General features: G+C 59.1%; 24 protein-coding genes. 8 read left to right on the forward strand and 16 right to left on the reverse strand.

Annotation, left to right across the window (positions count from 1 at the left end):
• The coding region (locus KF767_10905; protein MBX3018391.1) for an HNH endonuclease at window positions 1-586 on the forward strand (586 nt) is incomplete at its 5' end.
• Window positions 587-633: 47 nt separating this feature from the next.
• Here the strand turns inward: KF767_10905 and KF767_10910 are convergent.
• Complete coding sequence (locus KF767_10910; GenBank protein MBX3018392.1) at window positions 634-1,506, reverse strand: hypothetical protein; 873 nt, start codon at window positions 1,504-1,506, stop codon at window positions 634-636.
• 198 nt (window positions 1,507-1,704) lie between these two features.
• Here KF767_10910 and KF767_10915 point away from each other — a divergent pair, with 198 nt between their 5' ends.
• Window positions 1,705-2,484 carry a hypothetical protein gene (locus tag KF767_10915; protein ID MBX3018393.1) on the forward strand — a complete coding sequence of 260 codons (780 nt, stop codon included), beginning with the start codon at window positions 1,705-1,707 and terminating at the stop codon, window positions 2,482-2,484.
• Window positions 2,485-2,489: 5 nt separating this feature from the next.
• The gene (locus KF767_10920) at window positions 2,490-2,891 is read left to right on the forward strand and encodes a hypothetical protein (protein MBX3018394.1); all 402 of its coding nucleotides are present in this window, start codon (window positions 2,490-2,492) and stop codon (window positions 2,889-2,891) included.
• A gap of 66 nt (window positions 2,892-2,957) precedes the next feature.
• Here the strand turns inward: KF767_10920 and KF767_10925 are convergent, their stop codons facing one another.
• Complete coding sequence (locus KF767_10925; protein MBX3018395.1) at window positions 2,958-3,599, reverse strand: CAP domain-containing protein; 642 nt, start codon at window positions 3,597-3,599, stop codon at window positions 2,958-2,960.
• A 196-nt stretch (window positions 3,600-3,795) separates the two neighbouring features.
• Here KF767_10925 and KF767_10930 point away from each other — a divergent pair, with 196 nt between their 5' ends.
• Both KF767_10930 and KF767_10935 read left to right on the forward strand, forming a co-directional pair.
• Window positions 3,796-4,140, forward strand: coding sequence for a hypothetical protein (locus KF767_10930; GenBank protein ID MBX3018396.1), 345 nt, complete (start codon window positions 3,796-3,798; stop codon window positions 4,138-4,140).
• A gap of 114 nt (window positions 4,141-4,254) precedes the next feature.
• A complete protein-coding gene (locus tag KF767_10935) occupies window positions 4,255-4,482 on the forward strand; it encodes a hypothetical protein (protein ID MBX3018397.1) in 228 nt (75 codons plus the stop codon).
• Between the two features lie 7 nt (window positions 4,483-4,489).
• Here the strand turns inward: KF767_10935 and KF767_10940 are convergent, their stop codons facing one another.
• Both KF767_10940 and mutS read right to left on the reverse strand, forming a co-directional pair.
• Complete coding sequence (locus tag KF767_10940) at window positions 4,490-6,778, reverse strand: HD domain-containing protein (protein MBX3018398.1); 2,289 nt, start codon at window positions 6,776-6,778, stop codon at window positions 4,490-4,492.
• Window positions 6,745-9,339: a DNA mismatch repair protein MutS gene (gene mutS, locus KF767_10945; GenBank protein ID MBX3018399.1), complete on the reverse strand. Its 2,595-nt coding sequence runs from the start codon at window positions 9,337-9,339 to the stop codon at window positions 6,745-6,747. The genes KF767_10940 and mutS overlap by 34 nt, the downstream gene beginning before the upstream one ends.
• Window positions 9,340-9,605: 266 nt before the next feature.
• Between mutS and KF767_10950 the strand changes: the two genes are divergently transcribed.
• The 3 genes from KF767_10950 (at window position 9,606) to KF767_10960 (ending at window position 11,721) form a co-directional block, all read left to right on the forward strand.
• On the forward strand, window positions 9,606-10,859 hold the full coding sequence (locus tag KF767_10950; GenBank protein ID MBX3018400.1) for a hypothetical protein: 1,254 nt from the start codon (window positions 9,606-9,608) through the stop codon (window positions 10,857-10,859).
• Between the two features lie 26 nt (window positions 10,860-10,885).
• A complete protein-coding gene (locus KF767_10955; protein MBX3018401.1) occupies window positions 10,886-11,245 on the forward strand; it encodes a hypothetical protein in 360 nt (119 codons plus the stop codon).
• Window positions 11,246-11,508: 263 nt separating this feature from the next.
• On the forward strand, window positions 11,509-11,721 hold the full coding sequence (locus KF767_10960) for a hypothetical protein (GenBank protein ID MBX3018402.1): 213 nt from the start codon (window positions 11,509-11,511) through the stop codon (window positions 11,719-11,721).
• Window positions 11,722-11,747: 26 nt separating this feature from the next.
• Here KF767_10960 and mpl read toward each other — a convergent pair whose 3' ends face one another.
• The 12 genes from mpl to purM form a co-directional block, all read right to left on the reverse strand.
• On the reverse strand, window positions 11,748-13,184 hold the full coding sequence (gene mpl, locus KF767_10965) for a UDP-N-acetylmuramate:L-alanyl-gamma-D-glutamyl-meso-diaminopimelate ligase (GenBank protein MBX3018403.1): 1,437 nt from the start codon (window positions 13,182-13,184) through the stop codon (window positions 11,748-11,750).
• A gap of 21 nt (window positions 13,185-13,205) precedes the next feature.
• Window positions 13,206-14,264, reverse strand: a complete 1,059-nt coding sequence (locus tag KF767_10970; GenBank protein MBX3018404.1) for a serine hydrolase — start codon at window positions 14,262-14,264, stop codon at window positions 13,206-13,208.
• A gap of 6 nt (window positions 14,265-14,270) precedes the next feature.
• Window positions 14,271-15,293 carry an LD-carboxypeptidase gene (locus KF767_10975; protein ID MBX3018405.1) on the reverse strand — a complete coding sequence of 341 codons (1,023 nt, stop codon included), beginning with the start codon at window positions 15,291-15,293 and terminating at the stop codon, window positions 14,271-14,273.
• A gap of 13 nt (window positions 15,294-15,306) precedes the next feature.
• Entirely contained in the window at window positions 15,307-16,770 is a 1,464-nt protein-coding gene (locus tag KF767_10980) for an amidophosphoribosyltransferase (GenBank protein MBX3018406.1), read from the reverse strand.
• On the reverse strand, window positions 16,763-18,967 hold the full coding sequence (gene purL, locus KF767_10985; protein MBX3018407.1) for a phosphoribosylformylglycinamidine synthase subunit PurL: 2,205 nt from the start codon (window positions 18,965-18,967) through the stop codon (window positions 16,763-16,765). The genes KF767_10980 and purL overlap by 8 nt, the downstream gene beginning before the upstream one ends.
• On the reverse strand, window positions 18,964-19,605 hold the full coding sequence (gene purQ / locus KF767_10990; GenBank protein ID MBX3018408.1) for a phosphoribosylformylglycinamidine synthase subunit PurQ: 642 nt from the start codon (window positions 19,603-19,605) through the stop codon (window positions 18,964-18,966). The genes purL and purQ overlap by 4 nt, the downstream gene beginning before the upstream one ends.
• Window positions 19,602-19,844 carry a phosphoribosylformylglycinamidine synthase subunit PurS gene (locus tag KF767_10995; protein MBX3018409.1) on the reverse strand — a complete coding sequence of 81 codons (243 nt, stop codon included), beginning with the start codon at window positions 19,842-19,844 and terminating at the stop codon, window positions 19,602-19,604. The genes purQ and KF767_10995 overlap by 4 nt, the downstream gene beginning before the upstream one ends.
• Before the next feature lie 34 nt (window positions 19,845-19,878).
• Complete coding sequence (locus KF767_11000) at window positions 19,879-20,607, reverse strand: phosphoribosylaminoimidazolesuccinocarboxamide synthase (protein MBX3018410.1); 729 nt, start codon at window positions 20,605-20,607, stop codon at window positions 19,879-19,881.
• A 269-nt stretch (window positions 20,608-20,876) separates the two neighbouring features.
• Window positions 20,877-22,163 carry an adenylosuccinate lyase gene (locus KF767_11005; GenBank protein ID MBX3018411.1) on the reverse strand — a complete coding sequence of 429 codons (1,287 nt, stop codon included), beginning with the start codon at window positions 22,161-22,163 and terminating at the stop codon, window positions 20,877-20,879.
• The gene (locus KF767_11010; GenBank protein MBX3018412.1) at window positions 22,160-23,500 is read right to left on the reverse strand and encodes a hypothetical protein; all 1,341 of its coding nucleotides are present in this window, start codon (window positions 23,498-23,500) and stop codon (window positions 22,160-22,162) included. The genes KF767_11005 and KF767_11010 overlap by 4 nt, the downstream gene beginning before the upstream one ends.
• Window positions 23,497-24,045, reverse strand: coding sequence for a hypothetical protein (locus tag KF767_11015; GenBank protein ID MBX3018413.1), 549 nt, complete (start codon window positions 24,043-24,045; stop codon window positions 23,497-23,499). The genes KF767_11010 and KF767_11015 overlap by 4 nt, the downstream gene beginning before the upstream one ends.
• Window positions 24,042-25,061, reverse strand: a complete 1,020-nt coding sequence (gene purM, locus KF767_11020) for a phosphoribosylformylglycinamidine cyclo-ligase (protein ID MBX3018414.1) — start codon at window positions 25,059-25,061, stop codon at window positions 24,042-24,044. Before purM ends, KF767_11015 begins: the two co-directional genes overlap by 4 nt.
• Window positions 25,062-25,135 lie beyond the last annotated feature (74 nt).

A 25,135-nucleotide genomic window follows, 5' to 3' on the forward strand; every position in this document is an offset into this window, starting at 1 on the left:
GATCCTAAGCCAAGATCTCAAATTCGAGATCCCCGCCTCGGACCGCACCCAGCATCACGGCGACGACTCGGTGACGATCACGATGACGCTGTCCCGCGAGCAGTATGCGGACTGGTTGCGGGTCGCGGAACTCACATCGCATATCACTTCCGGAGGCAAGGCTTCGGAGCTCGCGGCTTACCTCGCGAAAAAGGAGATCGCTCGTCGCACGAAGATTCGGGGTGAGACTCTCCCGAAACTCAAATCGGCTTCCGCTTCGGAAGTTCCGACCTCGAGTGTCACTTCCAAATCGGAAGCGCCGACCCCGATACGCACTTCCGAAACGGCAGTGACCGCACCCCGCCGCAAGAACGAGTCGCAGAATCCGCGGCAAATCCTGCCTCGAAATCGCAAAATACTTCTCAAAGACGCGGGTTGCCGCTTCCGCGATCCCCGAACCGGGAAAATCTGTGGGTCACGTCGTTATGTGCAGATCGATCACATTCAACCCGTCAGTGACGGCGGCACCCGTGCGCCAGAGAATCTGCGCGCTCTGTGTGGACCACACAACCGGTATGTTTTTTCGTCGCCGACCAAAGACTCGTGATTCCGCGAGAAGAATCAGCCTTCGCACGACATCTCAGGCTCCGCGACTCACGCACGCGCGCCCAGCTTCGCCTGACGCTGATGAACCTGTGCGAGCACGCGCTCGCCCGACTCTCCCAGAATTTCGCGCAGATCTTTTTTCGTGAGCCCCTGAGCGATACGGTGACACTTCCGGAAAAATTCCGCAGGATCGTCGTAGTGATTCCACATCCGCCGCGACTCCTGCGGCGTGATCGCGGGCAAGGCCCGACGTTCCAGATGGGTCTGTCGATCAATGAGCGGCAGCAGTTCTGACAGCTGGCGCGGCGAAAAGTCGAGCTGCACGAGGCACTCTTCCATCACCGAGAGTTCGATCAAATGCAAAAGATCGCCGAGCGAGGACCAGAACGCGAGCCCGCGCGCGCCGGAGTTACTTTTACAGAAAAAACTCACGCAGACGTTCCCGCGGTACTTCCAGACGCCGCAGTTCTGCTGAACGCGGTCGTAATAAGGGCAAAGCCAGTCCTCGCGATTTCCGAACTCATGTTCGTCTTTGCGTAAAAACCTCCGCTGAAATTTCGTCGACGCGCGAAGACCCAGCGGCGAACACTCCTCGATCGAGTTCATCTTCGCCCGCACGGCTTGAAGCCCCGCCGCGCTGAGGGACGGATCTTCCAGCATCGCGCCGACCATGAAGTTCGGCACCCACGGATCGAAGGTGCAGCACTTCAAATCGGGCTCGTAAGTGATCTTCGCGCGAGGTCCACGGTGCTCGCGCGACATCGCGCACGAGTCGCAGGTCGCGAGCGTCTCGACGATTTGCGAGCGCATCAGGTCCGGATCCAGGAAACCCACCAGACGTTGGTAGAGATCCGGAACCTGGGCGCCGAGCGCCCTTTTCCCCTTCTCACCGAGGGCGTTTTTCGTTAGACACTTGACCACGGACTTCACAACCTTCCACCGAACCCATCAAAATCACTCGGGAATCACGTCGGCCTTCGTCCCACATCGGCACGAAAGTGTCAAAAGACGTCGTGAAGTGAGACGTTTCCCCCTCACTTCATTTCATTCTGAGACTCTGCCCGTGTTTTGCAATTCACTCAATTGCTGTCAGAATAATTGGAAACAAAGGGGTTTCGCGTGCGTCACATTCTTCTCGCTTTCCTGATCGTGCACACATCGCTAATCAGCTTCGCGAACCGCAAGGTCGCTTCGACCGCGACTCCGGAAGCCAGCGCCGTGCAGGACTTCACCAAAGCTTTCCCGAATAAAAAAGTGAAGATCTCGGATCTGATCAAGCGCTTGGAAAAGAAAGTTCCCGAGAACTACATCGAGGCCCTGCGCGAAAAAGCGAAGCCCGTCCAAAACGAAACCCTCGAGTTTGAAATGCTCGGTGGCAACAAGGTCGTCTTCAAGGCCCAAGGCAACGAAGCGGTCGTGGAAGTTTTGAGCCTGGCCGAGGGTCGCTTCAAGGTGAATAACCGCACGACCACCATCGACTTCAAACTGAAGCCCGAGTATCTGCTTGAGGACATCAACGCACTCTTCCCGCAAAAGACCGCGATGAACCCGATCATGCTTCTTTTCCTGCCGCAGGCGGAAGCGTTCTGGGGCTGGGTCCTGGGGATCGGTGTCGCGGCCTTCGGTCTGTACATGTACAACAGCTCGAACTGCGAGACTTACAAGAACTACGCGGCCCAGTGTACGATGATCATGAACAACAACGTGACCACCGCGAACTTTGCGGGCCTGTACTACGACATCCGTAAACACGATTCGAGCTGGTTGAATCTTTCGCTCGGCTGCTCGAGTGAAAAAGCCACCGTGCGCTCGTGCCAGACTTATCTGGAAGGCCGCCTGAACGGGACTTCAAGCACCCTGCAACAAGACACGCCCGGCCTGATCCGCGGGACACGCTAATCCGTATGCGGAGCCCCCTTATTCTCAGTTTTCTTCTTCTCGCGGGCCTCTCGGCCCGCGCAGACGTTGAAGTGGAAGAGACCGGCCTTCAGAACGTGACCTACACCTGCCGCCCCGCCACGGGCCAAGGCCCCTGGGCCATGAGAGACACCGACGGCGGTATCCTCGGCGTCGATCCCCAAAAAGCGAACTTCGAGCTGCATCCGAAAGTGCAAACAGCGCTGATCTGCGGGAACGCGGTCCGCACGCCCGAAGCCGAGATTCAAATCTATCCGTCCATTGAAGTGCGTTCGCACAAGAAGGGCACGACGCCGAGCTTTGAACGCCTCCCCGAAGGGGGCTTCAAATTCTGGCTCAGCCTCGCCGCCAAGAAGCGCGGCTGCGAAATCGTCTGCGTGAAGAATTGATTGCGTCGACCGCGAAGCGGTGACGTGAGTTCGGTCGACGGCGAAGCCGTGACGTGAAACCAGACCCTACCGGCTAAAGCACTGCACGAAGTAGCGGTAACCGCCGCCCTCGGCGACGCCGATCCCGATGGAACCGTACTGCGAACCGAGGAGATTGCGCCGGTGCCCGGGGGAGTTCATCCAGCTGCGGACGGCGCCCGCGCCGTCCATGTGGGTGCCCATGGCGATGTTCTCGGCCAAGACCGTCCAGCGGCCGTAGCGCTCGTAGCGGCTTTGCAAAGACGAACCGTCGGGCGAGGTGTGGCTGAAAAATCCCCGGCGGGCCATATCGCGGGCGTGATCGTCGGCGGCCCGCTGGCAGGCGGGATCCACGCGAAAACGCGAAAGTCCGTTGCGCTCACGTTCCACATTCGTTGCGATCAAAACGGCGCAGACACTTTCGCTCATGCCGGCGCATTCGCCGCGCAGGGGGCGGCTCGCCGGGACTTCACGACGACGGGCGGGCGCATCGAAGTCCGAAACGCCGATGCGACCGGGGTTGGCGCGCTCATCCCACTCGGGCACGTCCGAACCGAACATCTCGCGATTGTGCACCGGCAGCCGATCGCCTTTCAGCGTGCGGTTGACGGTTTCGGCTTGTGCGAAAGCTCCGCCCAAAAGCGGGCTCAGGAGCAATAGAAGCAGGGTTCGGCGAAATGTGTTGGACATGATCAAGCCTCTCTTCTTGCCCCAGTCTCACTCTGATCCAAGATTCGTGCCTCCGGGCGCCCTGGATTAGAGGGCGCAAACGGGTGTCAAAATCCGAGACACCTGCCCAGCCCCCTTGAGCCCCGGGGCCGATTTCACATCTCCAGAAGCCCATGGATTTCTTCCCGCCGGTCTTAAGCTTGCTCTTAGGAAGGGCATGGAACAGACACACAAATTCCAATCGACGCTCGAGATCCTCCGGACCATGATTCAACTTCTGGCCGTGGTGCTGATGACCTTGGGGCTCGCGAAACCCACGTTCGCGGCCACCGACAAGGGAAGCGGCCACTTCGAATTCGTTTTCCGTTTGGACAGCGACACGAAGGCGAAACTTCCGAAGGCCGAAACGCCCTATAAATTCCGCACCCAGGCCGCAAGCTACGACGAGGCTTTCAAAAAGGCCGCTCAGTCCTGCTACAACCACTTCAAAGGTGGCGAGCGACTCAGCGAAGAGATTGGGCTTTCGGTCATCGACACCTGCGCGAACCCCCGCGGTTCTTGATTTGAGCACCATCCTGCCGCGCCGCTCCATGCCGTGACCCTGAAGGCATCTCCCCCTAAATTGAAAGCCAGTTGAGCCGATGCCCATCGGCTCTTGTTATTTGGGAGGCCTCGCATGGGAATCTTGTCCACAATCGCTAACTTCTTGGTCGGCAAAGATCCGGATATTTTCGATGAGAACGGCAATGTCATGCACAAGCTCCCGAAGAAGAAATGGGATGCTTGGCAGAACCGCCTGAAGACCTCGTCCGAGTACAACTGGCGCAATCACACCGGCACCTTGGCGGGACACAATCCCCAACGCCAAAACCCGAGCTCCACGACCCCGCCGCCGAAGAACTAAATCGCGCTCACGGCTTCACGCCCAGAAGCTCTCCGCGCAGACGTTTTTCGGTCTCGATCGTCGGAGTTTCGTTCCAGTCCACCACCAGATGATCCTCGGCCCGCGCGCCCCAGGTCTGAATGCGCGCGCTTTGAATGTTACCGCCCAGATCACGAATCTTTTCCGCCGTCCAGACGAGCAGTCCCCGCTGATCGTCGCCCGAGAGATGCAGCGTCCAGAGCTTTGACTCCGGCGGACGCTCGATCTCGACCTGCGACCATTTCACTTGGGGGAGCGTCACCTTTGCGGGATCCAGCAGCTGCAAGCGACGTTCAAAAACTTCCGTCTGCAGCGTGGAACTCACGAAAAACCAATCGTAAACGCCGAAGCCGGGAATCCCGTGCACCCAGGCTTCTTGCACCGAAGCGCCCGCCGCGAAAAGTGATTTGAGCGCCGTGACCAGAACTCCGGGCGCGTCCTCGCGGGTGAAATAGCGGACCCAGTAACCTCCGCGCGTTTTCTCGATGTAAAAGCCCGTGTCGGTTTTTGATTTCACCAAACGCCGCAGATCCTTCGCGATCCGCACGGAGCCGACCGCTTCGATGAACGGAAGTTCAAAGCGGGTGAAACCGAATTCTTCGTGCAGCTTGCGCTGCGCTTTCAGACTTTTCAGGCGCGAAGGGTCGAGCAGATTCTCCATCAGCTCGAACATGAGTTTTTCTTTCCAAGGCGTCCACGCCTTGGGATGGGTCGCTTGGATGTCCAAGACGGTGAACAGCGCCAATCGGCGGATGCGGCCAGGATTCAAGCCCAGATCGAAAAGCCGCCGCCACGTCGTCTCGGAGCGTGGGTCTTCGCGAAACGCCGCCACCGAAAAATCCAGATGGTGACGAACGAGCCAGCCGACCTCTTCGGTGAACTGCTCGGAGCGTTCGAATTTGCGACCGTCGTCACGCACCCACTTCTCCCCGACCGCTTCGTGATCGCCGCCCTGCCCTTTTGCCAGATCGTGATAAAAACACGACCACGCCAGAATCGACTCATCGCGGGCGGAAAGCGTCCGAAACGCCTTTGCGAAAAGTCCCTGCGTGCGCGGATGCTGCAATGACTTTTTCAAAAGCAGCAGCAAGTTCAAGATGTGGGTTTCGGCGGTGAAGGCATGGTACTGATCGTGCTGATTGTAGCCCACCAGCGCGCGCAGTCGCGGGTCAAGCTGATCCAAAAGGCGCGAGCGAAACGCCGCCCGCAAAAATTTCTCAGGCGTGGATTTCGCGAACAGAAATCCTTTGAACTCTTCGATCAGGTCGGCGTTTTTCTTCAGCCAGCCCGCCGTGATCAGATCGTCCATCTGCCGGCGCACCTGGTACTGCGTAAGGAGTCCCGCGTCCTTCTTCAGCGCCCGCACAAGCTCCTCGCCCGTACTGAAGGGCCGCGACTGCACCCGCGCACGGGTCTCGTTTGAGGCGAGCGCCATCTCGAACATCACGTCCCCGTAAAAAGCGACGCGCGAAAGGCAAAGCTGCAGCTCGCGCATGAAGTCCTTCATGTGCGGATAACCGAGCTTCGCGCCGATCTCGATTTGCAGTCCCGCCTGCAAAAAATCGCCCGAGCCGAGCGCCTGCAGCTCGAACCGGACCTGCAGCAAAAACCAACGGCACGAGTCCATGACCTCGATGAAATGTGGATCGCTCCAGACCTCGGGCAAAAGTGCCATGAGTTGAAACGCCTGTTGCGTATCGCGAAGCCCGCCCCGTCCGGTTTTCACGTGAGGCTCAAGAACGTTCTCGAACTCGTAACCTTTGCGGTGACGCTGTTCGCGCTCCACCTGCAGGGCCTTCACCCATTTTTTCTTTTCCGCGCGACTCAATCCCATGATGCGCGTGCGTTCGCCCTCGGTCCTCACCGTGGACAATTCGGTCAAGGCTTTCGCCTCGAGAAAGGCGAGCTGCTCGGGGATGGGCCAGGCCCGGATCTCTTCCGGAGTCAAAAGTCGCGCGCGCAGTGGAAGCTTCGTCGCCTGCAACTCGCGGATGAAGGCCTGGGTGTCGGCGTTGTCGGTCCAGAAGCCCAGATCCAGATCGGACTTCGGCGTGATTTGCGCGCGCGCCCACGATCCCAAAAGAACGGGATCGCCTTGGCGAAAACGCGGGTCGTGATCGAACTCCGCCAAAATAAGGTCCGCGAGCCCCGCGGCCTTGTCTTTCAAAGGCTGAAAAAGCGAGGTGTCGGCGAAGCCGCGATACAGCTCCGTCGGCACGGGAACGTCTTTGCGCGCCTCTTCAATCAGTGACCGGAGTCTTTGAGCGTCGATTGCCACTCCTGAAGTCTGACGAGGGCCTGCAGCGGAGTCAATTGATCGAGGGGCAACTCACGGAGCTGACGCGCCAACATCTCGTGCGCGAGCCGACGTCCTGCCTCTTCTGGGTTTGTGGCCGGCTGAGGTGCGGCCGGCGGAGGTGCGGCGGGTCCGTCATCGGCCTCGAGATCGAAATGTTCGTCCTCGACCGGACGTCCAAGATCCATCAAGGACATCTGCGGCGCTTTGCCCCCATCGGCCTCGAGCGACTTCAAAAGATCCCCCGCCCGCTTGATCAAAGACTTCGGCAGTCCCGCCAGCTGGGCGACGTGGATCCCGTAGGATTTCAGCGCCGGTCCCGGGCGAAGCGAGTACAAAAAGCGCAGCTCTTCGCCGCGATCCGTGACCGCCATGTGGGCGTTACGCACCTGCGGGTACAGCGCTTCGAGCTTCGTGAGCTCATGGTAATGGGTCGCGAAGAAGAAATAGCCGCCCTGACGTCCCAGCAAATACTCGAGGAGCGCCTGGGCGAGGCTCATGCCGTCGAACGTCGACGTTCCCCGTCCCAACTCATCCAAGATCACGAGCGAACGCGGGGTCAGGCCCTGCACGATCTCGCTCGCCTCTTTCATCTCGACCATGAAGGTCGAAAGCCCTTCCGACAACGAATCATTCGCCCCGATCCGCGTGAAGACGCGATCAAAGAGCGGAAGTTCCGCCTTGCGGGCAGGAACAAAACCGCCCGACTGGGCGAGGATCACACTGAGCGCGACCTGCCGCATGAGCGTCGACTTTCCGGCCATGTTCGGCCCCGTCAGCAGCAAGCATCCGCCGCGGTCGACTTCGATGTCGTTGGCGGTGAAGCGTACGCCGACTTTCTGCTCGACGACGGGGTGACGGCTGGCCGTCAGGCGAAGCACGCCCGATTCAGAAATCACGGGTTTAACGTACGAGCGTTCGAGCGCGAGCTGCGCCCACGACGTACTGAGGTCGATCTCGGCCAGGCGCAGGGCCAGATTCAAGATCAACGAGGTCTGCGCCAGGGTTTGATTCTTCAGGGTCTCGAAGACCTCGAACTCCAATTCAAAACGTCGCGTCTGACTGCTGAGAACCTTGCGCTCCAGCTCCACGAGCTCGTCGGTCGTGTAACGTTCGGCGTTCGTCAGCGTTTGTTTGCGCTGGTAGTGCTTGGGCGCTTTGTCTTTGTGGGTGTTCGTGATCTCGATGTAGTAGCCGAAGACGTTGTTGTAGCGCACCTTCAGACTGGAGATTTCGGTGGCCGCTTTTTCGCGCGCTTCGAACTCGGCCAAAAGGGCCTGCCCGTGAGTCGCGTATTTCAGTGCCTCGTCGAGTTCGGGTTTCACGCCCTCTTTGATCATGCCGCCCTGACGCACGGACAGGGGGAGTTCGTCCAGCAGGCAACGATCGATTTTCAAAGACAGGTCCAGCAGTTTTTCGCGCGCCCCCTCGGGTAAGACCTCGGGATGCGGAAACGCGGGTGTGATCGACTCGATCAGCGCGAGCACGTCCAGCCCCGCCTGCACCGAGGACTGCACCGAACGCAAGTCACGGGCATTGGCCGTCGAAGGGCCGAGCCTTGTCAACCGACGCTCCAGATCGCCCACTTGCGTGAGTCGCTCACGGATGAGCTTCAGATCGCGATGGCGCGCGCCCCAGGCTTCCACTTTCGCCCAAGCGGCTTCGAGCTCTTTTTGATTCGTGAACGGAAACGCCAGACGCGAACGCAACAAGCGTGCGCCCATGGAGGTCTTGGTCCGGTCGACCGCCGCAAGCAGACTTCCCGCGCGCTCGCCGCGCGAGGTTTCGAAAATCTCCAGATGCCGAAGCCCCGTGGGGGTGATCTCCAGACGTTCGTTCCAGAAGCGCTCTTCAAAAGGACGCAGGAACTTCAGTCGCGCATCCCCTTCCAAAGAGTCGATGTAACCCAACAAAACGCCGACAGTCTCGAGCCCCGACGCCGACTTCATCAGGAATTCGTTCGTCGAGAGGGGACCGTCGTAGCGACTCAGCAGCCGACGTTCGCCGGTTTTCGGAAGCTCCGAATCGAAAACGTTATCTTTGTCGGGAGTGCGGGTCACGATTTCCGCGATGGGAAGCGCGCGCAGAAGCGCCAGCGTTTTCGCGGCGTCGAGGTTTTTCCAGTAAAGCGCTTCGCCGGTGGTGACGTCGACCACAGCCAAGGACGTCTCATTCGCCGCGGCCACGAAGTTCGGGCGCGTGGCTTCGAGAGTTTCGGCGTCGTAAACCATTCCCGGAGTCAGCACGCGGGTCACGGCGCGCTTCACGATCCCTTTCGCGAATTTCGGGTCTTCGATCTGATCGCAGATCGCGACCTTCAGCCCCGCCGTCAGCAGCTTGTTGATATGCCCACCGATGGAGTGATGGGGCACGCCGCACATCGGAGTTTCATCGGCGGATTTTTTATTGCGCGACGTGAGCGCGATCCCCAGGATCGGTGCGGCCTTCACGGCATCGTCGAAAAAGATCTCGAAGAAGTCGCCCATCCGGAACAGAAGGACCTTGTCCGTGTGGGCGGATTTCATTTCCCAATACTGACGCATCAGGGGAGTTTCATGCGTTTTTTCCATCCCTCGTTGCTCCCATAAAGCCCGGAACCTCTCAATACTTACGGCAGATCGCCGCTCTATTTGCGGGCTGCGTCTAGAACATAATTCGAAACCTTCCCGACAACTCTTATGTTTTAAACAAGTGTTTAAATGCGCTGCGCGATCTATAATCCTTATCCTTCACAAGACCCGAACTATCGCCTCCTCCGAACTCCGACTATTCCCAGACTCATCAACGCTCATTCGAAGGGGGAATGCCTGTGAAATCACTTTTCTTCGCCATTTCGTTACTCGTCTCTGCCTCGGCGGCCGCGTCGGTCGTCAAGATTCCCGGCTCCACGGGAGTTCTGATCAACCACACCTCGCTTCCGCCCGAAGCCTTCAAAGTCTCGTACAGCGTGCGCTGCCAAAGCACCACGGGCGTGTCCTGCGGTTCGTTCGAGCTGGAGCAGAACCTCAACGCCTTCGGCATCTACACGATCCCGGACTTCGAACTCGAAGTGGGCACGACCCGTCCGCAAGATCGCCGCTACTCGCTTTTCGTGTTTTTGTCTTTGCCGACCGAAGACGCGCGTTTTCCGAAAGGCGTCGCCCCGGGTGATCTCGCGCAGCTGACCGACAAACGTAAAATCAGCAACCTCGCGGAGCTGAAAGCGCCCGACTTCTCGCTGTTCCGCGCGGATCCCGGCGTTCTCGACATCCGTTTGCAAAGCGGCCGTGATCTGAACGAGTTTTTGAAAAACGAAGGCCGCGACGTCGGCGTGACCGTCGAACTCGACTTCGGCCTGAGCGGAACCGACAATCTGGACACGACCGTGCGCCTGGAGCAAACCGGTTTCTCGCTTAAACGTTGGGTCGATCTGCGTGAGACCTACATGCTTCTTCCCGGCAAACTCGCGACCGACGCGGCCATCGACTACGTGGTCACTTACGAATACCAAACGGTGAAATCGGGTCGACTGAACTTCGCGCCGAACCTCGTGGGTCTTCTGGGCGCGCTCACGATCGACGATACGGCCGCGCGCACTGAGCAGTTACCGCTGGAGCGGAAATTGACCGGCGAGTTCGCCGACACGAACTTCCACCTGGACTACGCCCTTCGCGACCGTATGAAATTCGACGAGATCGGATTTTCCTACGCGACCCTGAAAGCGGAGTGCGTGAACGGCCAAATCCAAGGCGAGCTCATCTACCGCGAAGGTCAGTTCACCGACGAACCCGAAACTTCGCGCGTTCCCGTGAGCGGCGTTTGCCAAGGCGAGACCGGAACCCTGCAGTGGCCCATCGAAAACATCTCGGGACAAACCGAGATGCTGTCGGCGAAGTACGCCCGCATCCGCGCGCAGACCTACGAAAAGCCGAACGGCACGAAAAGCATCGGCCGCCTGCTTTTCACCGACGACATCAGCGAAAGCCAAGGCATCTACAAAGGCGAAGAGCTCAGCATGTTCCTGACCGTGCGCCTGGCCGACGGCACCTACGCGGGTCATATCTCGGTCGGAACCGACAACTAATCCATCCCTTTCGCCAAGGACCCAGCATGAAAACCATCTTGATGATCTTTCTGGGGGCGCTCGCGGCGCCCCTCTTCGCCCAAGCGAACTACGTCTGTAGCTACGACGAAGCCGGCTTCGGCTTGAAATACGAAACCCGCATTCAACTTCACGCCGGCGGTCAGGCGGCCGACGTGCAAACGCTGTTCGTCGTCGAAGACGAAGCCCACCCGGCCTGCGCGAGCCTTGCGCCCTTCGCCGTCACCATGAACGCGGGCCGTATCGAACTCGCGGGACGTTTCCTTTGCGAAGACCGCACCGAGCACGACGCGGTTCTGAGCTACGATCCGCGCGCGAACGAACTCGCGATCGGGAATCGCATCGAGAAGTGCCAGCGGGTTCCCTAGTTCTATTTCGGGGACCAACTCAATCCTCACATTGGTATCCCAATGTGAGGATTCACGACTTCATTAAAAAAACGCCACGTCGGAAATCTAAGCTACGCCTGAAGATGAGGTAACCACCACACGCAGGTCCCGGTGCCACCTTCAAAGATGGACGACTCGCCCTGGAGTTCTCGGACGGGACTAAAATATCTGCGAGTTACTGGAGGATCATCCCCGTAAACCAAAAGCATTTCTCGTCGTTTGACGTAGGCCAGAAATACGGGATGGAAACACCCCTCGACATGGATTCAGAGATAAAAAAGTGCATCTTAAAACAAACCGTGACCTCGGCTGAGATCTCTTCAGCCGGAGATATCACGATCACTCTCGCCAACCACGCGCATCTCCAGATTTTTAACTTCACTTCATATGAAGCCTGGGAGATTCAGTTCACGGATGGAACTAGCGAATACTCCAACTACTGGAAAAACCACTAGCGCCGAGACGACTTGCAGCCGTGCCCCTACCGCCCGCCGAGCGCAGTCATGAGCTTCGTGTAGATCCCGTCGAAGCCGCCGTTGGACATGATGACCACGACATCCCCCGAGCGGGTGCGGGCCTTCAAATCAGCGACGATGGCGTCGGCGTTGTCGAAGCAGGCCGCCGACTGGCCCTTCGCCTTCAAATCGGCGACGAGTTCGTCCGACGAAAAGCGCTCACCCTCATCGATCTTGGACTGATCGAACGCGCGCGCCAAGCAAGTCTCGTCCGCGATCCCGAAGCTTTCGGCGTAGTCTTTCTGGAAGATCTTGCGACGCGAGGTCGCCGAGCGCGGCTCAAAAACCGCCCAGAGTTTGCGGTTCGGATAACGGGCGCGCAAGCCCTTCAGGGTTTCGCGCACGGCTGTTGGGTGGTGAGCGAAATCCTCGATCACCAAGACCCCGCCCGGCTCGCCCAGGATCTCTTGCCGACGCTTCACGCCCTGGAAGCTTGCGAGCGCCGCGCGGACCTTCTCCAGATCCCAGCCGATTTTCAACGCGACACCGATCACCGCGAGTGCGTTCATCACGTTGTACTCGCCCGTCAATACCATCTTGAAAACGCCCAGATCCTTGCCGTCGAGTGACGCCCGGAAACTCTGCCCCGCGGCGTCCGTGGCCAGTTCCGTCGCACGCAGGCCACCCTCTTTCAGGCCGTAACCGCGTTTCAGCCCCGCCTTCGACTGCGCGGCCAGCGCCGCCACGTTCGGATCGTCCGCCCAGTAATGCAGGCTTCCGCCCGCGGGAATCAGATCCATCAGCATCTTGAATGCCGACTTCACATGATCGAAATCCTTGTAGATGTCCGCGTGGTCGAACTCGCAGCTCGTGAAGATCACGTGCCGGGGCCGGTAGTGGATGAACTTCGGCACTTTATCGAAGTACGCGGTATCGTATTCGTCGCCTTCGATGACGAAGATCTGCCCGTGCGGATTTTGAAAACTGCGCGAGAAGTTTTTCGGGATGCCGCCGATCAAAAATCCGGGACGCGCCCCGACCTGATCCGCGATCCACGCCATCATCGAGGTCGTGGTGGTTTTACCGTGAGTGCCGGCGACGACGATGGACGCGCGGTCCTCGATGATCATCTCGCCCATGGCTTTCGGCAATGACGTGTAAGGCACGCCGAGCTTCATGACCTCTTGGGCCTCTTCGTTCGAGGCCGAGATGACGTTCCCGATGATCGCGAAGTCCGGACGCTCGCGCAGATGCCCCCGCGAATAGCCCGAATAGAGAGGAATCCCCAGATTCTGGATCTGGGTCGACATCGGCGGATAGGGGTTCGAATCCGAGCCCGTGACCTTGAAGCCGCGATCTTTCAAAAGCCCCGCGAGCGAAGCCATCGCGGTCCCGCAGATCCCCAGCATGTGGATGTGCGAGCCGGGCGGTAATTCAGAAATTGAGATCGAGCGATCTTCCATGACGTCACCTCGTGCGGACGATTAAATGCGTTTCAATTCTTCCACGACCCAGTTGTGGATCTGCGGACGGAGCTTCGCGAACTCTTTGATCTCGCGTCCGAGCAAGACCCGGTTCGACAAAATCGTGACTAAAAGATCCGTATGGGGGTCGTACCACAAAGACGTTCCCGTAAAGCCCGTATGCCCCACCGAATACGGCGAGAAGTAATCCCCGCAAGAGGCCGCGCCCGGTGTTGGCATCATGAAGCCCAAAGCCCAGTCGCCTTTTCCCAACGGACGGGCGCGGGTCGTGAACGTGCGTGCGGTCTTCAGCTTGAAGCTCGTCTTCGAGATCCCCAGAAGCTGCGAGCGCAGAAAAAGACCGAACCAGCTGACGTCGTCGATGCTCGAGAAAAGTCCTGCATGCGTGCTGATCCCGCCCAAAGCGAAGCAGTTCTCGTCATGCACTTCGCCTTGAATCAGGCGTCCCCGCCACTTGCAACGCTCGGTCGGGCCGTAGAAACGCGCGGGCTGATGGGACTGATTGTCCAAATGAAAATCCAAAGTGGAAAGACCCGGATACAAAAGCTGCTTTTGCGCGGCCCAGATTTCCGGAAGCGATTTCTGCTCCATCTCTTCCAGGCAAGCGCCGAGGATCATGAAACCCACGTCCGAGTACACGCTTTCGTCGCGCGACTCAAAGGGCAGGGTTTTGATGATCTCTTTGAGCTGACGGCGGCGCTCGGGAATGGGTTTTGAAAGATCCAGCGTCTGGTAAAAGGGATGCCACCAGATCGCGCCCGAGCTGTGGGTCAGAAGCTGCACCACGCGCAGATCGGGCTGCGGAAAATCGGGCCAAAACTGGATGACCTTCGAGTCGAGATTCCACAACCCCTTTTCGAACGCGAGCATCATCGCCGGCACCGTGAAGATGATTTTCGTCAGACTCGCCAGATCGTAATAGGGATAGGTATCCCCAACCGAGACGTCGCAGAACTTGCGGCCGTTCTGGTGCACCTGCAATTGCAGTCCGGGCGCCGCGCCCGGAAGCTTCTCTTCGATTTTCTGTTTCAGACGGCTTTCCAGCAGCGTCGTGCGCATGGGACTTTAACCTTTCCGAGTTTTCTTGCGGGTTTTACCCGCAGCCATTTTCCGGCGGGTCTTGCCCGCAGGCGATTTCTCCGCCGTCAGCGGCGAGGCGATGACCAGACGATCCCCCTGGATCGTGGCCGTGGTGCCGAAGGGCACGGGGCGATTGCGATTTCCGTGGCCGACCGGAAGGCCCGCAAACAGCGGGATCCTCAAATCGCGCGCGAAGTTCTGCATCGCCCATTCAACGCGGTTCACGGGTGCGACCGGCTGAGGTGCGGCCGGCTGAGGTGCGGCCGGCTGAGGTGCGGCCGGCCGAGGTGCGGTGGCCGTCGATGCCGTCGGCTCGTCACCGCCGATGAAGTCCCCGAGCACAACCGCCTTCGCGCCGTCGAAAAACTTCGCTTGGCGCAAATGCGTGAGCGTCCGGTCGATGCGATAACCCCGCTCGTTGATCTCTTCAAAAAAAACGATCTTGCCCGCGGGTTTCACCGCCTCGGGCACACCGATCAAATTCTGATAGACGGTCAGATTCCCGCCGATGACCTCACCCGAAAGACGACGCAGTTTGCGGGCCGCATCGTTCAAAGGCCGAAGCCCCTCGAACACCACGCGGTCCTCTTCGCCGAACAAAAGCCGACGCAGATCCTCGACGTCTGCGGGATCGAGCTCCCCCCGCCCCAGCTGCGTGAGTACCGGCGCATGCAGGGTCGGCCATTTCCAGTGCTTGAGCGCGCCGTTCAAAAGCGAGGTCGCATCCGAAAAACCCAAAATGAGTTTCGGCGTTTTGGGACGCGCGCCTTTGAACAATCCCGGCAAAAGCCGGTGCGTCCCCGACCCGCCCCGTACGAACCACACGGCGCGCGAGTCTTTCGCGTGCAGCGCGGTCTTCAAAACGCGCAGGCGCTCTTCGTCGGTATTCGCAAAGAAGGTCGTGGGAACGATGAGATTTTCGGGAACGCGGACCCGCAGGCCCCAGGACTTCAGGACCTCGACCCCACGCTGAAGTGCTTCCGCGGGCGCCGAGGAACCCGGCGCCACCACGTCGATCAAATCACCGGGCCTGAATGGCGTTAACGGCGGTGGAGTTAAAGTCATCCTCTAACTGTGTCGGATATTCCCCATCAAAGCAAGCCGCGCAGAAGCTCTTCGAGTCCGCGTGCACCGCCTCGTAAAGACCCGTCATCGAGAGGTAACTGAGACTGTCCGCCTCGATGAACTGACGAATCTCTTCCAGGCTCTGGTTCGCCGCGATCAGATGACTTTTCTGAGGCGTATCCACACCGTAGTAGCAAGGCCCGGTAGTCGGCGGCGAGGCGATCCGCATGTGGACCTCTTTCGCCCCGGCCTGACGGATCATGCGGATGATCTTCTGACTCGTGGTTCCGCGCACGAGCGAATCGTCGACGACGACGACCTTTTTGCCCGCAAGAACAGCGGTTTGCGGATTCAACTTCACCTTCACCCCGAAGGCGCGAATGGCCTGCTGAGGTTGGATGAAAGTCCGGCCCACGTAGTGATTGCGGATGATTCCGAACTCAAACGGCACGCCCGATTCACTGGCGTAACCCAGCGCCGCGGGCACACCCGAATCCGGCACCGGAATCACGACATCCGCGTCCACCGGATTTTCACGGGCGAGCCAGCGCCCGAACTGCTTGCGCGATTCGTAAACACTCTGACCGAAAACGATGGAGTCCGGACGCGCGAAGTAGACATGTTCAAAAATGCAGCGCGCCCCGCGCGGCGCTTTCGGCAGATGCGCCGTGTGCGTCCCCTGAGCGTCGCACCAGAAGATTTCGCCGGGTTCGAGTTCGCGCACGTACTGCGCGCCGATCAGATCCAGCGCGCAGGTCTCGGACGCGACGACGTACGAGGTCTCGCCCACCGCATTCGCCTTCATCCCCAGAACCAAGGGACGGAAACCGTAAGGGTCCCGCACCGCGATCATGGAGTCCTTGGTCAGGAAAACCAGACTGTAAGCGCCGACGACTTTCGAGAGAACCTGCGGCAGAAGCGAAATGAGGTTCTTCTCGGAACTGCGTGAAATGAAATGCAAAAAGAGTTCGGTGTCGGTCGTCCCCTGGAAGATCGCGCCCATCTCTTGAAGCTCTTTACGCAGCGAGGCGCTGTTCACGATATTGCCGTTGTGGGCGACCGCGACCGGCCCCCAACGCAGCCCCGCCGTCAGCGGCTGGCAGTTCGCCAGATGATTTTGCCCCGTGGTCGAGTAGCGGTTGTGACCGATGGCCGCCATCCCCTTCAGCGTATCGAGGACCGCGTCGTTGTAGACGTCTCCCACAAGGCCCATGCCCTTGTGGACCCGGTGCTCGCCCTGGTCGAGCGAGACGACGCCCGAGGACTCCTGCCCCCGATGCTGCATGGCGTACAGACCCAGGTAAGACAGCTTCGCCGCCTCGTCATGATTCCATACGCCGATGACCGCGCACTCTTCCTTCCAGGAGCTGAGTTCGCTGTCGTGATCGTCCAAGAATTCATTCCCAATGGGATTATTCAAAGTCCATCCTCCACGCCTGGTGGCGTGATTGTGTGAATTCCGAACCCGAAGTCTCGTAACCCCAAGCGCGAATGGCGCCAGAGGTGGTCTCGCCAAGCTCCGCCACCGAAGCGTCCGCGCCCGAATCTTTCTGGAGCTGCGCCAAAACGCGGGCCGCTTCCGCCTTCGGAACCTCGAAGATGAGTTCATAAAGGCCGAAGTCAAAGGCCGTCGCGCGAAGTTCTTCGGAAGATTCCGCCGCTCCCGAGAGCGCGAAGCCCTTTTCGCCCGCCATTTTCGCCAGGGTCCAGAACCAACCCCCCGCGCCCACGACCTGCGACGACAAGATCGGGAGTGAATTCACCCAAGCTTGCGTCTGCTTCACCATCTTCGCGGCCCGCGCGAGGTCGAAGCCGCCGCAAAACTTCCCGTTCTCCACGCGCGCGAAGGGGAACTTCACTTTAAGTAGAGTGTTTCCCGCCGCCGTGAAGAAGTCCTGGGGCACCTTCGTTACATCGGCACGCAAGCCCACCAAACCCACCGCCGGAGTCGAGGTGATGCCGCGACCTTCGGTTTCGTTGTAGAAGCTGACGTTTCCGGAAATGACCGGGACCCCGAGCGCGATCGAAACGTCGCGCAGACCTTCCACGGACGCCACGAATTCAGACATGATCTCGGGTTTTTCGGGATTTCCGAAATTCAGACAATCCGTCACGCCGATGGGATAACCGCCCTTCGCCGCCATCTTGAGCGAAGGCTCGACCACCGCATCGTAAGCGCCGATCTGCGCGTCCACCTGCATGAGCTTCGGTCGACAACCGGTCGCGACGAACATTCCGCGCCCCGACGCGGGCAAACGCAGAAGCGCCGTTTGCGCCTCGGCCCCCCGCGCGGTCTTCGCGCCCACGCGCTGATCGTACTGGTGATAGATATCTTCACGGGACGCCCAGACCGCACCCGTCAGTCGTTCTTTCATGACACCCGCCACCTTCGCCTTCATCTCGGACGAAGCCGGGGCGGTCGGCAGAGCGTAGTCGCCCGCGCGGCGCTTCGGTAGCCACGCCTCATAGGGGCGTTTATACTCGGGTGAGTTATCCACGACCAAAGAGGGATCGATCTCGGTCAGCACTTCACCTTTCCAGGTCAGGCGCATGATCTTGTCGCTGCGGACTTTACCGACGCGAACGGCGTCCAGACCCCAGCGCGCGAAGACCTTTTCGATGGCCGCGAACTTTCCGGGCTCACAGATCAGCAGCATCCGCTCTTGCGATTCGGACAGAAGAATCTCTTCCGGCCCGATGGAGGAATCACGCACGGGAACTTGATCAAGCTCCAGGTCAAATCCCAGTCCGCCTTTCGAGGACATCTCGAAGCTTGAGCTCGTCAGCCCCGCCGCGCCCATATCCTGAATGGACACGACGAGATCCTGGGCGATGACTTCCAGGCAGGACTCGATCAGGAGTTTTTCGTAAAAGGGATCGCCGATCTGAACGTTGGGCTTTTTCGCTTCGTTATTCGCGCCGAAGGACTCCGACGCCATCGAAGCGCCGTGCACGCCGTCTTTCCCGGTTTTTGCGCCGACGTAAACGACGTCGTTCCCCGGACCTTTCGCGCCCGAAAGCGCGATGGGTTCGCCCTCAAGGACGAGGCCCACGTTCATCGCGTTGACGAGGATGTTTTTATTGTAGCTCGCATCGAAGTTCGTCGCACCCGTGACGGTGGGAACCCCCACCGAGTTTCCGTAACCGGAAATCCCGCGCACGACGCCGTCCACCAACACCTTCATGCGGTCCGCTTTCGGTTCACCGAAACACAGAAAATCCGCCGAAGCGAGGGGACGCGCGCCCATGGTGAAGATGTCACGCAAGATCCCGCCCACGCCCGTCGCCGCGCCCTGGTAGGGCTCGATGAAGCTCGGGTGATTATGGGATTCCATTTTGAAAACGACTTTTTCGCCCTGACCCAAATCAACGACGCCCGCGTTTTCGCCTTGCGACTGCATGACCGAAGGCGTGAGCGTTTTGCCAAATTTCTTCAGATGCACGCGCGAACTTTTGTAAGAACAGTGCTCAGACCACAGGGCCGAAAACAGCGCCCACTCGACCGAGCGGGGCTCACGTCCCAAAAGGCCGCAGATCATTTCGTATTCGGGTTTCGAGATGCGGTACTGCTTCAGCTTGAGTTCGAACTCCGCCGCGCTCAATTTTTGTTCGCTCATAGGAACCCCCATCCGTCACGACCGCCCATCCAGTCTTCGATCGCGCGCTCGGGGTGCGGCATCAGCGCCGCGACATTCCCCGCCTTGTTGGTCACGCCCGCGATATCGTTCAACGAGCCGTTCGGATTTTTCAGATAGCGCATCCACACCTGACCGCCGTCTTCGATGGCTTTCAAATCGTCAGCGGGCGCGTAGAAGCGTCCGTCGCCGTGGGCGATGGGAAGCTTCAAAGTGTCCGTCGCGAAGCCCTTCGACCACGCGGTGTTTTTTCCTTCGACTTTCAACTCGACCCAGTCATCGCGGAAGCGTTGACTGACGTTCTTAACCAGCGCACCTGGTAGAAGGCGAGCCTCGGTCAAAATTTGAAAGCCGTTGCAAATACCAAGAACCCGTCCGCCCTGGCCCGCGTACTCACGGATCGAATCCATGACCGGCGCTTTCGCGGCCAGCGCGCCCGAGCGCAGATAATCGCCGTAGCTGAAGCCACCGGGCAAAAGCACGGCGTGATAGTTTTTAAGATCGTAACGATCGAGATGCCACAACCACTCGACGCTGAAGCCCTTCTTTTCCGCGAAGGCGAAAACGTCACGGTCGCAGTTCGTCCCGGGGAACCGGGCGACGCCGACTTTCAGACTCATTTTTTCACCGTTTCCAGGGTGTAGGTTTCGATCAAGGGATTGTGCAAAACGCTGTCCGCGATCTGTTTCGCGCGGGTCATCGCGGTCGCCTCGTCGCCTTCGACTTCGAGCTCGATGAATTTACCGACACGGACTTTCACGCCGCCCGATCCGCCGCGCGCGAGCGTTTGTTCCACCGCGCGACCTTGCGTATCCAAGATCACTTCCCGGGGCATCACCTTCACACCAATTGTCGCCATCACTCCCACCCTTCAAACTTTATGTTTCAAATATCTATTCGGTCACGACACTGGCCAGGCGATTCAAAACCGCTTGGTAGCTTTCGTCCACTTTGCCCAGATCGCGGCGGAAGCGGTCTTTGTCGTATTTCTCGTTCGTTTCGACGTCCCACAGACGGCAGCAGTCCGGCGTGATCTCATCCGCCAAAACGATCTGCCCCAGATCCATGCCCTGCTCCAACCGACCGAACTCCAATTTGAAGTCGATGAGCTTCAGCCCGATCTTCAAAAAGAGCGTCCTTAAAACGTCGTTCACTTTCAGCGCCTGAAGCTTCAGCTCTTTGATTTCGTCTTCGGTCGCGATATTGAAGATCGTGATTTGATCGTCCGAGACGAAAGGATCCGCCAAGGCGTCGTCTTTGTAGTAGAACTCCACGAGCGGCTTCGGCAGCACGCGCCCCTCTTCGATCCCCATCTTCTTCGCGGTGGAACCGGCCAGTACGTTGCGCACGACCACTTCCAAAGGAATGATCTTCACCGCGCGCACCTTCATATCGAAGTCGCCCTGATTTTCCACGAAGTGCGAGTTCACGCCCGCCTTCTTCAGTTCTTTGAAGATCAAGGCCGCGATATTGCGGTTCACTTGGCCTTTCCCTTCGAAAGATCCTTTTTTAAGGGCGTTGAACGCGGTCAGCGAGTCTTTGAACTCCATGATGAGGATGCCGGGCTCGTCCGTCGAGAAAATGCGTTTCGCTTTTCCTTCGTAGATCATTTCCTTTTTCATATAGGGCCTATTCCTAAATTAGATAGGGGTTGAACATATCCGAATGAGCCTTGACCGAGGCGCGTCCGGCGAAGGACTGGCCAAAGCCAATTCGAGCCGGATGTAACGAAGGGCAAGCCTCATTCGGATATGCCCTTCGGGTCGAATGGAAAAGGGCCACCTGACGGCGTCGCTCCTCCGCCCCATAGACGGGGCTATGATTTGTCGTCGCTCCTTGCATCTGTCCCTTTTCCATTCGATTCAACCCCTATCTAATTTAGGAATAGGCCCTAAAGAACCCTCTTGATGAGTGTGCCGACGTTCTTTTTGTTCCGCTCGCCCGAGAAGATCTTCTGCAGATCCTTCGCTTTCAAAAGCCGCGAGACCTCGGGATCTTTTTTGATCTTATCAACCAGTTGCTCGCCCTTACCCAAAGCGTGGCAAAGACGCTGCACGTGGCGGTACGCCAGATCGCGGTCGAGGCCCTTTTCCACCAGCGCCAAAAGCACCTGGGAGCTGAAGAGCTGTCCCTGCGAGAGCGCGATGTTTTCGAGCATCCGCTTCTTGTTCACGTCCAGCCCCTGGATCAGGACCGCCATCCGGTGGGTCGCGTAGTCCGCCAGGATGAAGGCGTCGGGGAAGATCACGCGCTCAACCGAAGAGTGGCTGATGTCGCGTTCGTGCCACAGGGCCACGTCTTCCAAAGCCGCTTGCGCGTAGGAGCGTAAAAGCCTTGCGGCGCCCGTGATGTTTTCCGCCGAGATCGGGTTTTTTTTGTGCGGCATCGCGCTCGAGCCCTTTTGACCTTGCGTGAAACCTTCGGTCACTTCCGACACTTCCGAACGTTGCAAGTGACGAAGCTCGATCGCCAGTCGTTCAAGACCCGTCCCGAGCATGGCGAGTGCCAGCATCACTTCCGCGTGACGATCCCGGGGCACGACCTGGGTCGCCACCGTTTCGGGCTGCAGCTTCAGTTTTTTACCGACCCGCGCCTCGACTTCCGGGGGCTGCCCCGAATAGGTGCCCACCGCGCCCGAAAGCTTCACGACCATCATCTGATCCATCGCGCGCTCCAGGCGCTCGCGATTGCGGTAAAGCTCGGCGACGAAGCCCGAAAGCTTCAACCCGAAAGTCGTGGGCTCGGCGAACATGCCGTGGGTGCGGCCCGCGCACAGGGTCTCGGAATGCTTCTTCGCTTGGGTGCGCAGCGATTTTTCAAGGAAGTCGATGGACTGTGAAAGCACCTTAAAGGCTTCGCGGACCTGCAGCGAAAAGGCCGAGTCCAAGACGTCGGAGCTTGTCATGCCGAAGTGGACGAAGCGACCGTACTCGCCGACGTTTTCCGAAACGTTGGTCGCAAACGCGATGACGTCGTGTTTAGTCATCTTTTCGATTTCATTGATACGCTTGATGGAGAACTTCGATTTTTCGCGGATCGCTTTCGCGGCGGGTTTCGGAATGATCCCCAGCTCAGCTTGCGCCTCGGCCACCGCGACCTCGATTTCGAGCATCTTCGCGAAGCGGTTTTCCAATTCCCAGATCACGCCCATCTCGGGGCGCGTATAACGTTCGATCACTTCTCAGACTCCGTTTCCACTCGGGCGGCGTTTTTCTGCGCTTGGGCCAGGGCTTTCATTTCACGTTTTTTGCGTTCTTCTTCACGGACCAGCCACCACGCCTTCACGTCGGCGGCGGATTTGCGCGCGCGCAGGAACAGGAAGTTCCATCCGAGCCCCAGGCTCGTCTCGGGGGCAACCCAGTCGAAGTTGCGCCACTTCGGGTGGGAATAGTCTTGCCACTCTTTCTCATCGTACAAAGGAAAACGCGACGGGCCGACCTCGACCGAGGTTTTACGAATCGTCACGGGGTCTTCGTAAAGCGTGATCCCGCTGGTCCCCATACGGGCTTCGAGCGCGTCCACGCAAGCTTGGATCTGCCCCTGGACGTAATCCTTCTGGAAGCGGAAAGACTCCGGCAGGCGCAACCACAAATCGAAAAGTTCCGCGTTCGTCGTGCGCGCGACGACGAAAAGATTGTCGTGCGTCCACGGCAGATCCGTATCCTGAACCCAAGCGGAAGACAGCGGCAGCGAATCCCGGGGCGGACTCGGCGGCACTTTCAAGCGCGCCCGCACCCACGAGCCCTTCGGGCGCAAGACTCCGGACGGCAGAAGTTTTTCCTGAAGTTTCGGCGCCAGGCGTTCGGTCTCTTCACCGCTCAAAAACCAGACCGCCGTTTCAAAACCCAGAAGTTCCGTCGAATCCGAACCCGCACGGCGGATTTCGAAACTCTTCAAGCGAGTATTGCCTTCGCGCGCGACGTCCAGAATCTCAACCGGCGCTTTGACGACGACGCCCACCTGCGCGAGCGCCTCGAGCGACTTCTGGTGACCGGCCCGGTGAACCGAACGCAGCATGAAATCCGAACCGAAGGGCAATGAGCCCTCCACCAATCCCGCGCGGTAATTCGGCGACCAGTGATTGGAATGGAACGCGCGGCTGACATGGTAGAACCAAGTCTCGGTGAAGTCTCCGTTCAAAAGGTACTGGTGATCTTTCACCGTCGAGGGTCCCTCGCCGTACACCCAGTTCCAGACCGTTTCGGGAATCCCGTAGGACTCGCGGTGAAGGTTCGCCAAAGCCCCGCGCATTTCGATCGGCCCGCGCGGAAGCATCCACGCGAAACCCTGAATCTGCAGTAGCGGCGACTCTTCCAAGAGACGCTGACTTTCCGTGGCGGTCAGGCCCTGACTGAAAAATCCGAAGGGGCCTTCCTCATCATCCGCCGAGGACTCGCCGAGCGAGGGGCTGACGTCCAAGAGCGCCACGGGAATATCCTGCAAGCGCAGCTCGTGCGCCAGCGCATGTCCGCGTCCGAACGCCGAAACGATGACGACGGGCTGGGATTCAATCATGAGACCTCCTTGTCGGCGAGAAATTGCAGCGACTGGCTTCGCGCAAATTCACGCACGAGATGTTGCTCGACCGCCGAGAATCCGATCTCGGAATGGTCCTGGGCTGTTGAGACCCACTGTTGGCGACGCATTTGCCCCGCGTCCATTTCGGGAATCACGTCGTGGATCGTCACGCCCAAATCATCCCCCGCCGCGATCGCGGCTTCGAGGGCTTTCGCCCCGGGATGTTTCGGCAGAAGACTGGGATGCACATTCCAGATCCGTCCGGTCCAATTGTTCAAAAAAGATTCGGGAATCAGGCGCATAAAACCCAACAGGAAAAGACGTTCGATCCCGCGCTTCTGCAAAGAGCGGCTGAGTTCGTCCCACTGGATCTCTTTCGGTAGCAGCATCGTGGGGACCCCGGCACGACGGGCACGAAAAAGTCCGGGAGCGTTCGCGCGGGACGAAACGACGAGCCGCACGTCGACCGAGTCCATGATGTCCATCACGGATTGGGCGGTTGAGCCCCGGCCAGAAATCAGCAGGGCCCAACGCGGACTCACCGACCCACCTCGCCCAGGTGGTGAACGTCGAAGCCGAACTGTTTCGCGATCCGGCGGGTTTCCGCCTCGTTCGCTTTTTCGGTGACGATACAAAAGCCGATGCCGCAATTCAGAGTCACGAGCATTTCGTCTTTCGTCATGCCGGTCCGGCGTTGCACTTCTTGAAACTGTTCGGGCCAGCCCCAGTCTTTCTTTTCCCAGGTGAAGCCTTCCGGCAAAACCCGCGGGATGTTCTCGATGCCGCCGCCGGTAATGTGGGCCGCGGCCGCGATGGGGAAGGCCTCGCGCAAAGCGCGGGCGGCCCTCACATAAAGCGCGGTCGGACGCAGCAAGGTCTCTTTCCACTGATCCAGATCCGCGGCGAAGACCTTGCGCAGAAGAGAGTAGCCGTTCGAGTGAAACCCCGAGGACGACAGAGCGAAAATGTGCTGGCCTTCTTTCACACGGTGCGCGCCCCAAGTCTTATGTTCATCAACCACGCCCACGGCGAACCCCGCGCAGTCGAAGTCCTTGTCCTGATACACGCCGGGCATTTCAGCGGTCTCGCCGCCGACGAGCGCGCAGTCGCTTTCCGCGCAGGCGCGCTTCACGCCGCCAAGGAAGGAGCGAGCCGCCGCGAGATCGAGTTTGCCGGTGGCGTAGTAATCCAGAAAAAGCCACGGATCGCCGCCCGTGCAGGCCAGATCGTTCACGCACATCGCGACCAGATCTTGCCCCACGGTGGAGTAGTCGCCGAAGTAGGACGCCAATTTCACTTTCGTGCCGACGCCGTCGGTGCAGGTGATGAGCGCGGGCTTTTCGTATTTTTCGGAAGGAAAGCGAAACAGCGAAGCGAAGCCGCCGATGCCGTCCAAGATGCGCTCTTGATGGGGCATGGGCGTTTTGTCGTCTTTGAGCCAGTCGACCAGCGCGTCGCCCGCTTCGATATCGACGCCCGCATTTTTATAGTTGAGGCCTTGAGTCGGCGTTTGGTCAGACGTTGATGACGAGCGCGAAGGATTCGAGTCCTGGGCCAAGTTCCGCCTCCAAAATAGGTGTGGCCGCATACAATCACGCGAGGGGGGATTTGTCGAGAATACGTTAAGGCTTG

This window comes from Pseudobdellovibrionaceae bacterium, from assembly GCA_019637875.1.
GTDB lineage: Bacteria > Bdellovibrionota > Bdellovibrionia > Bdellovibrionales > Bdellovibrionaceae > JAHBUW01.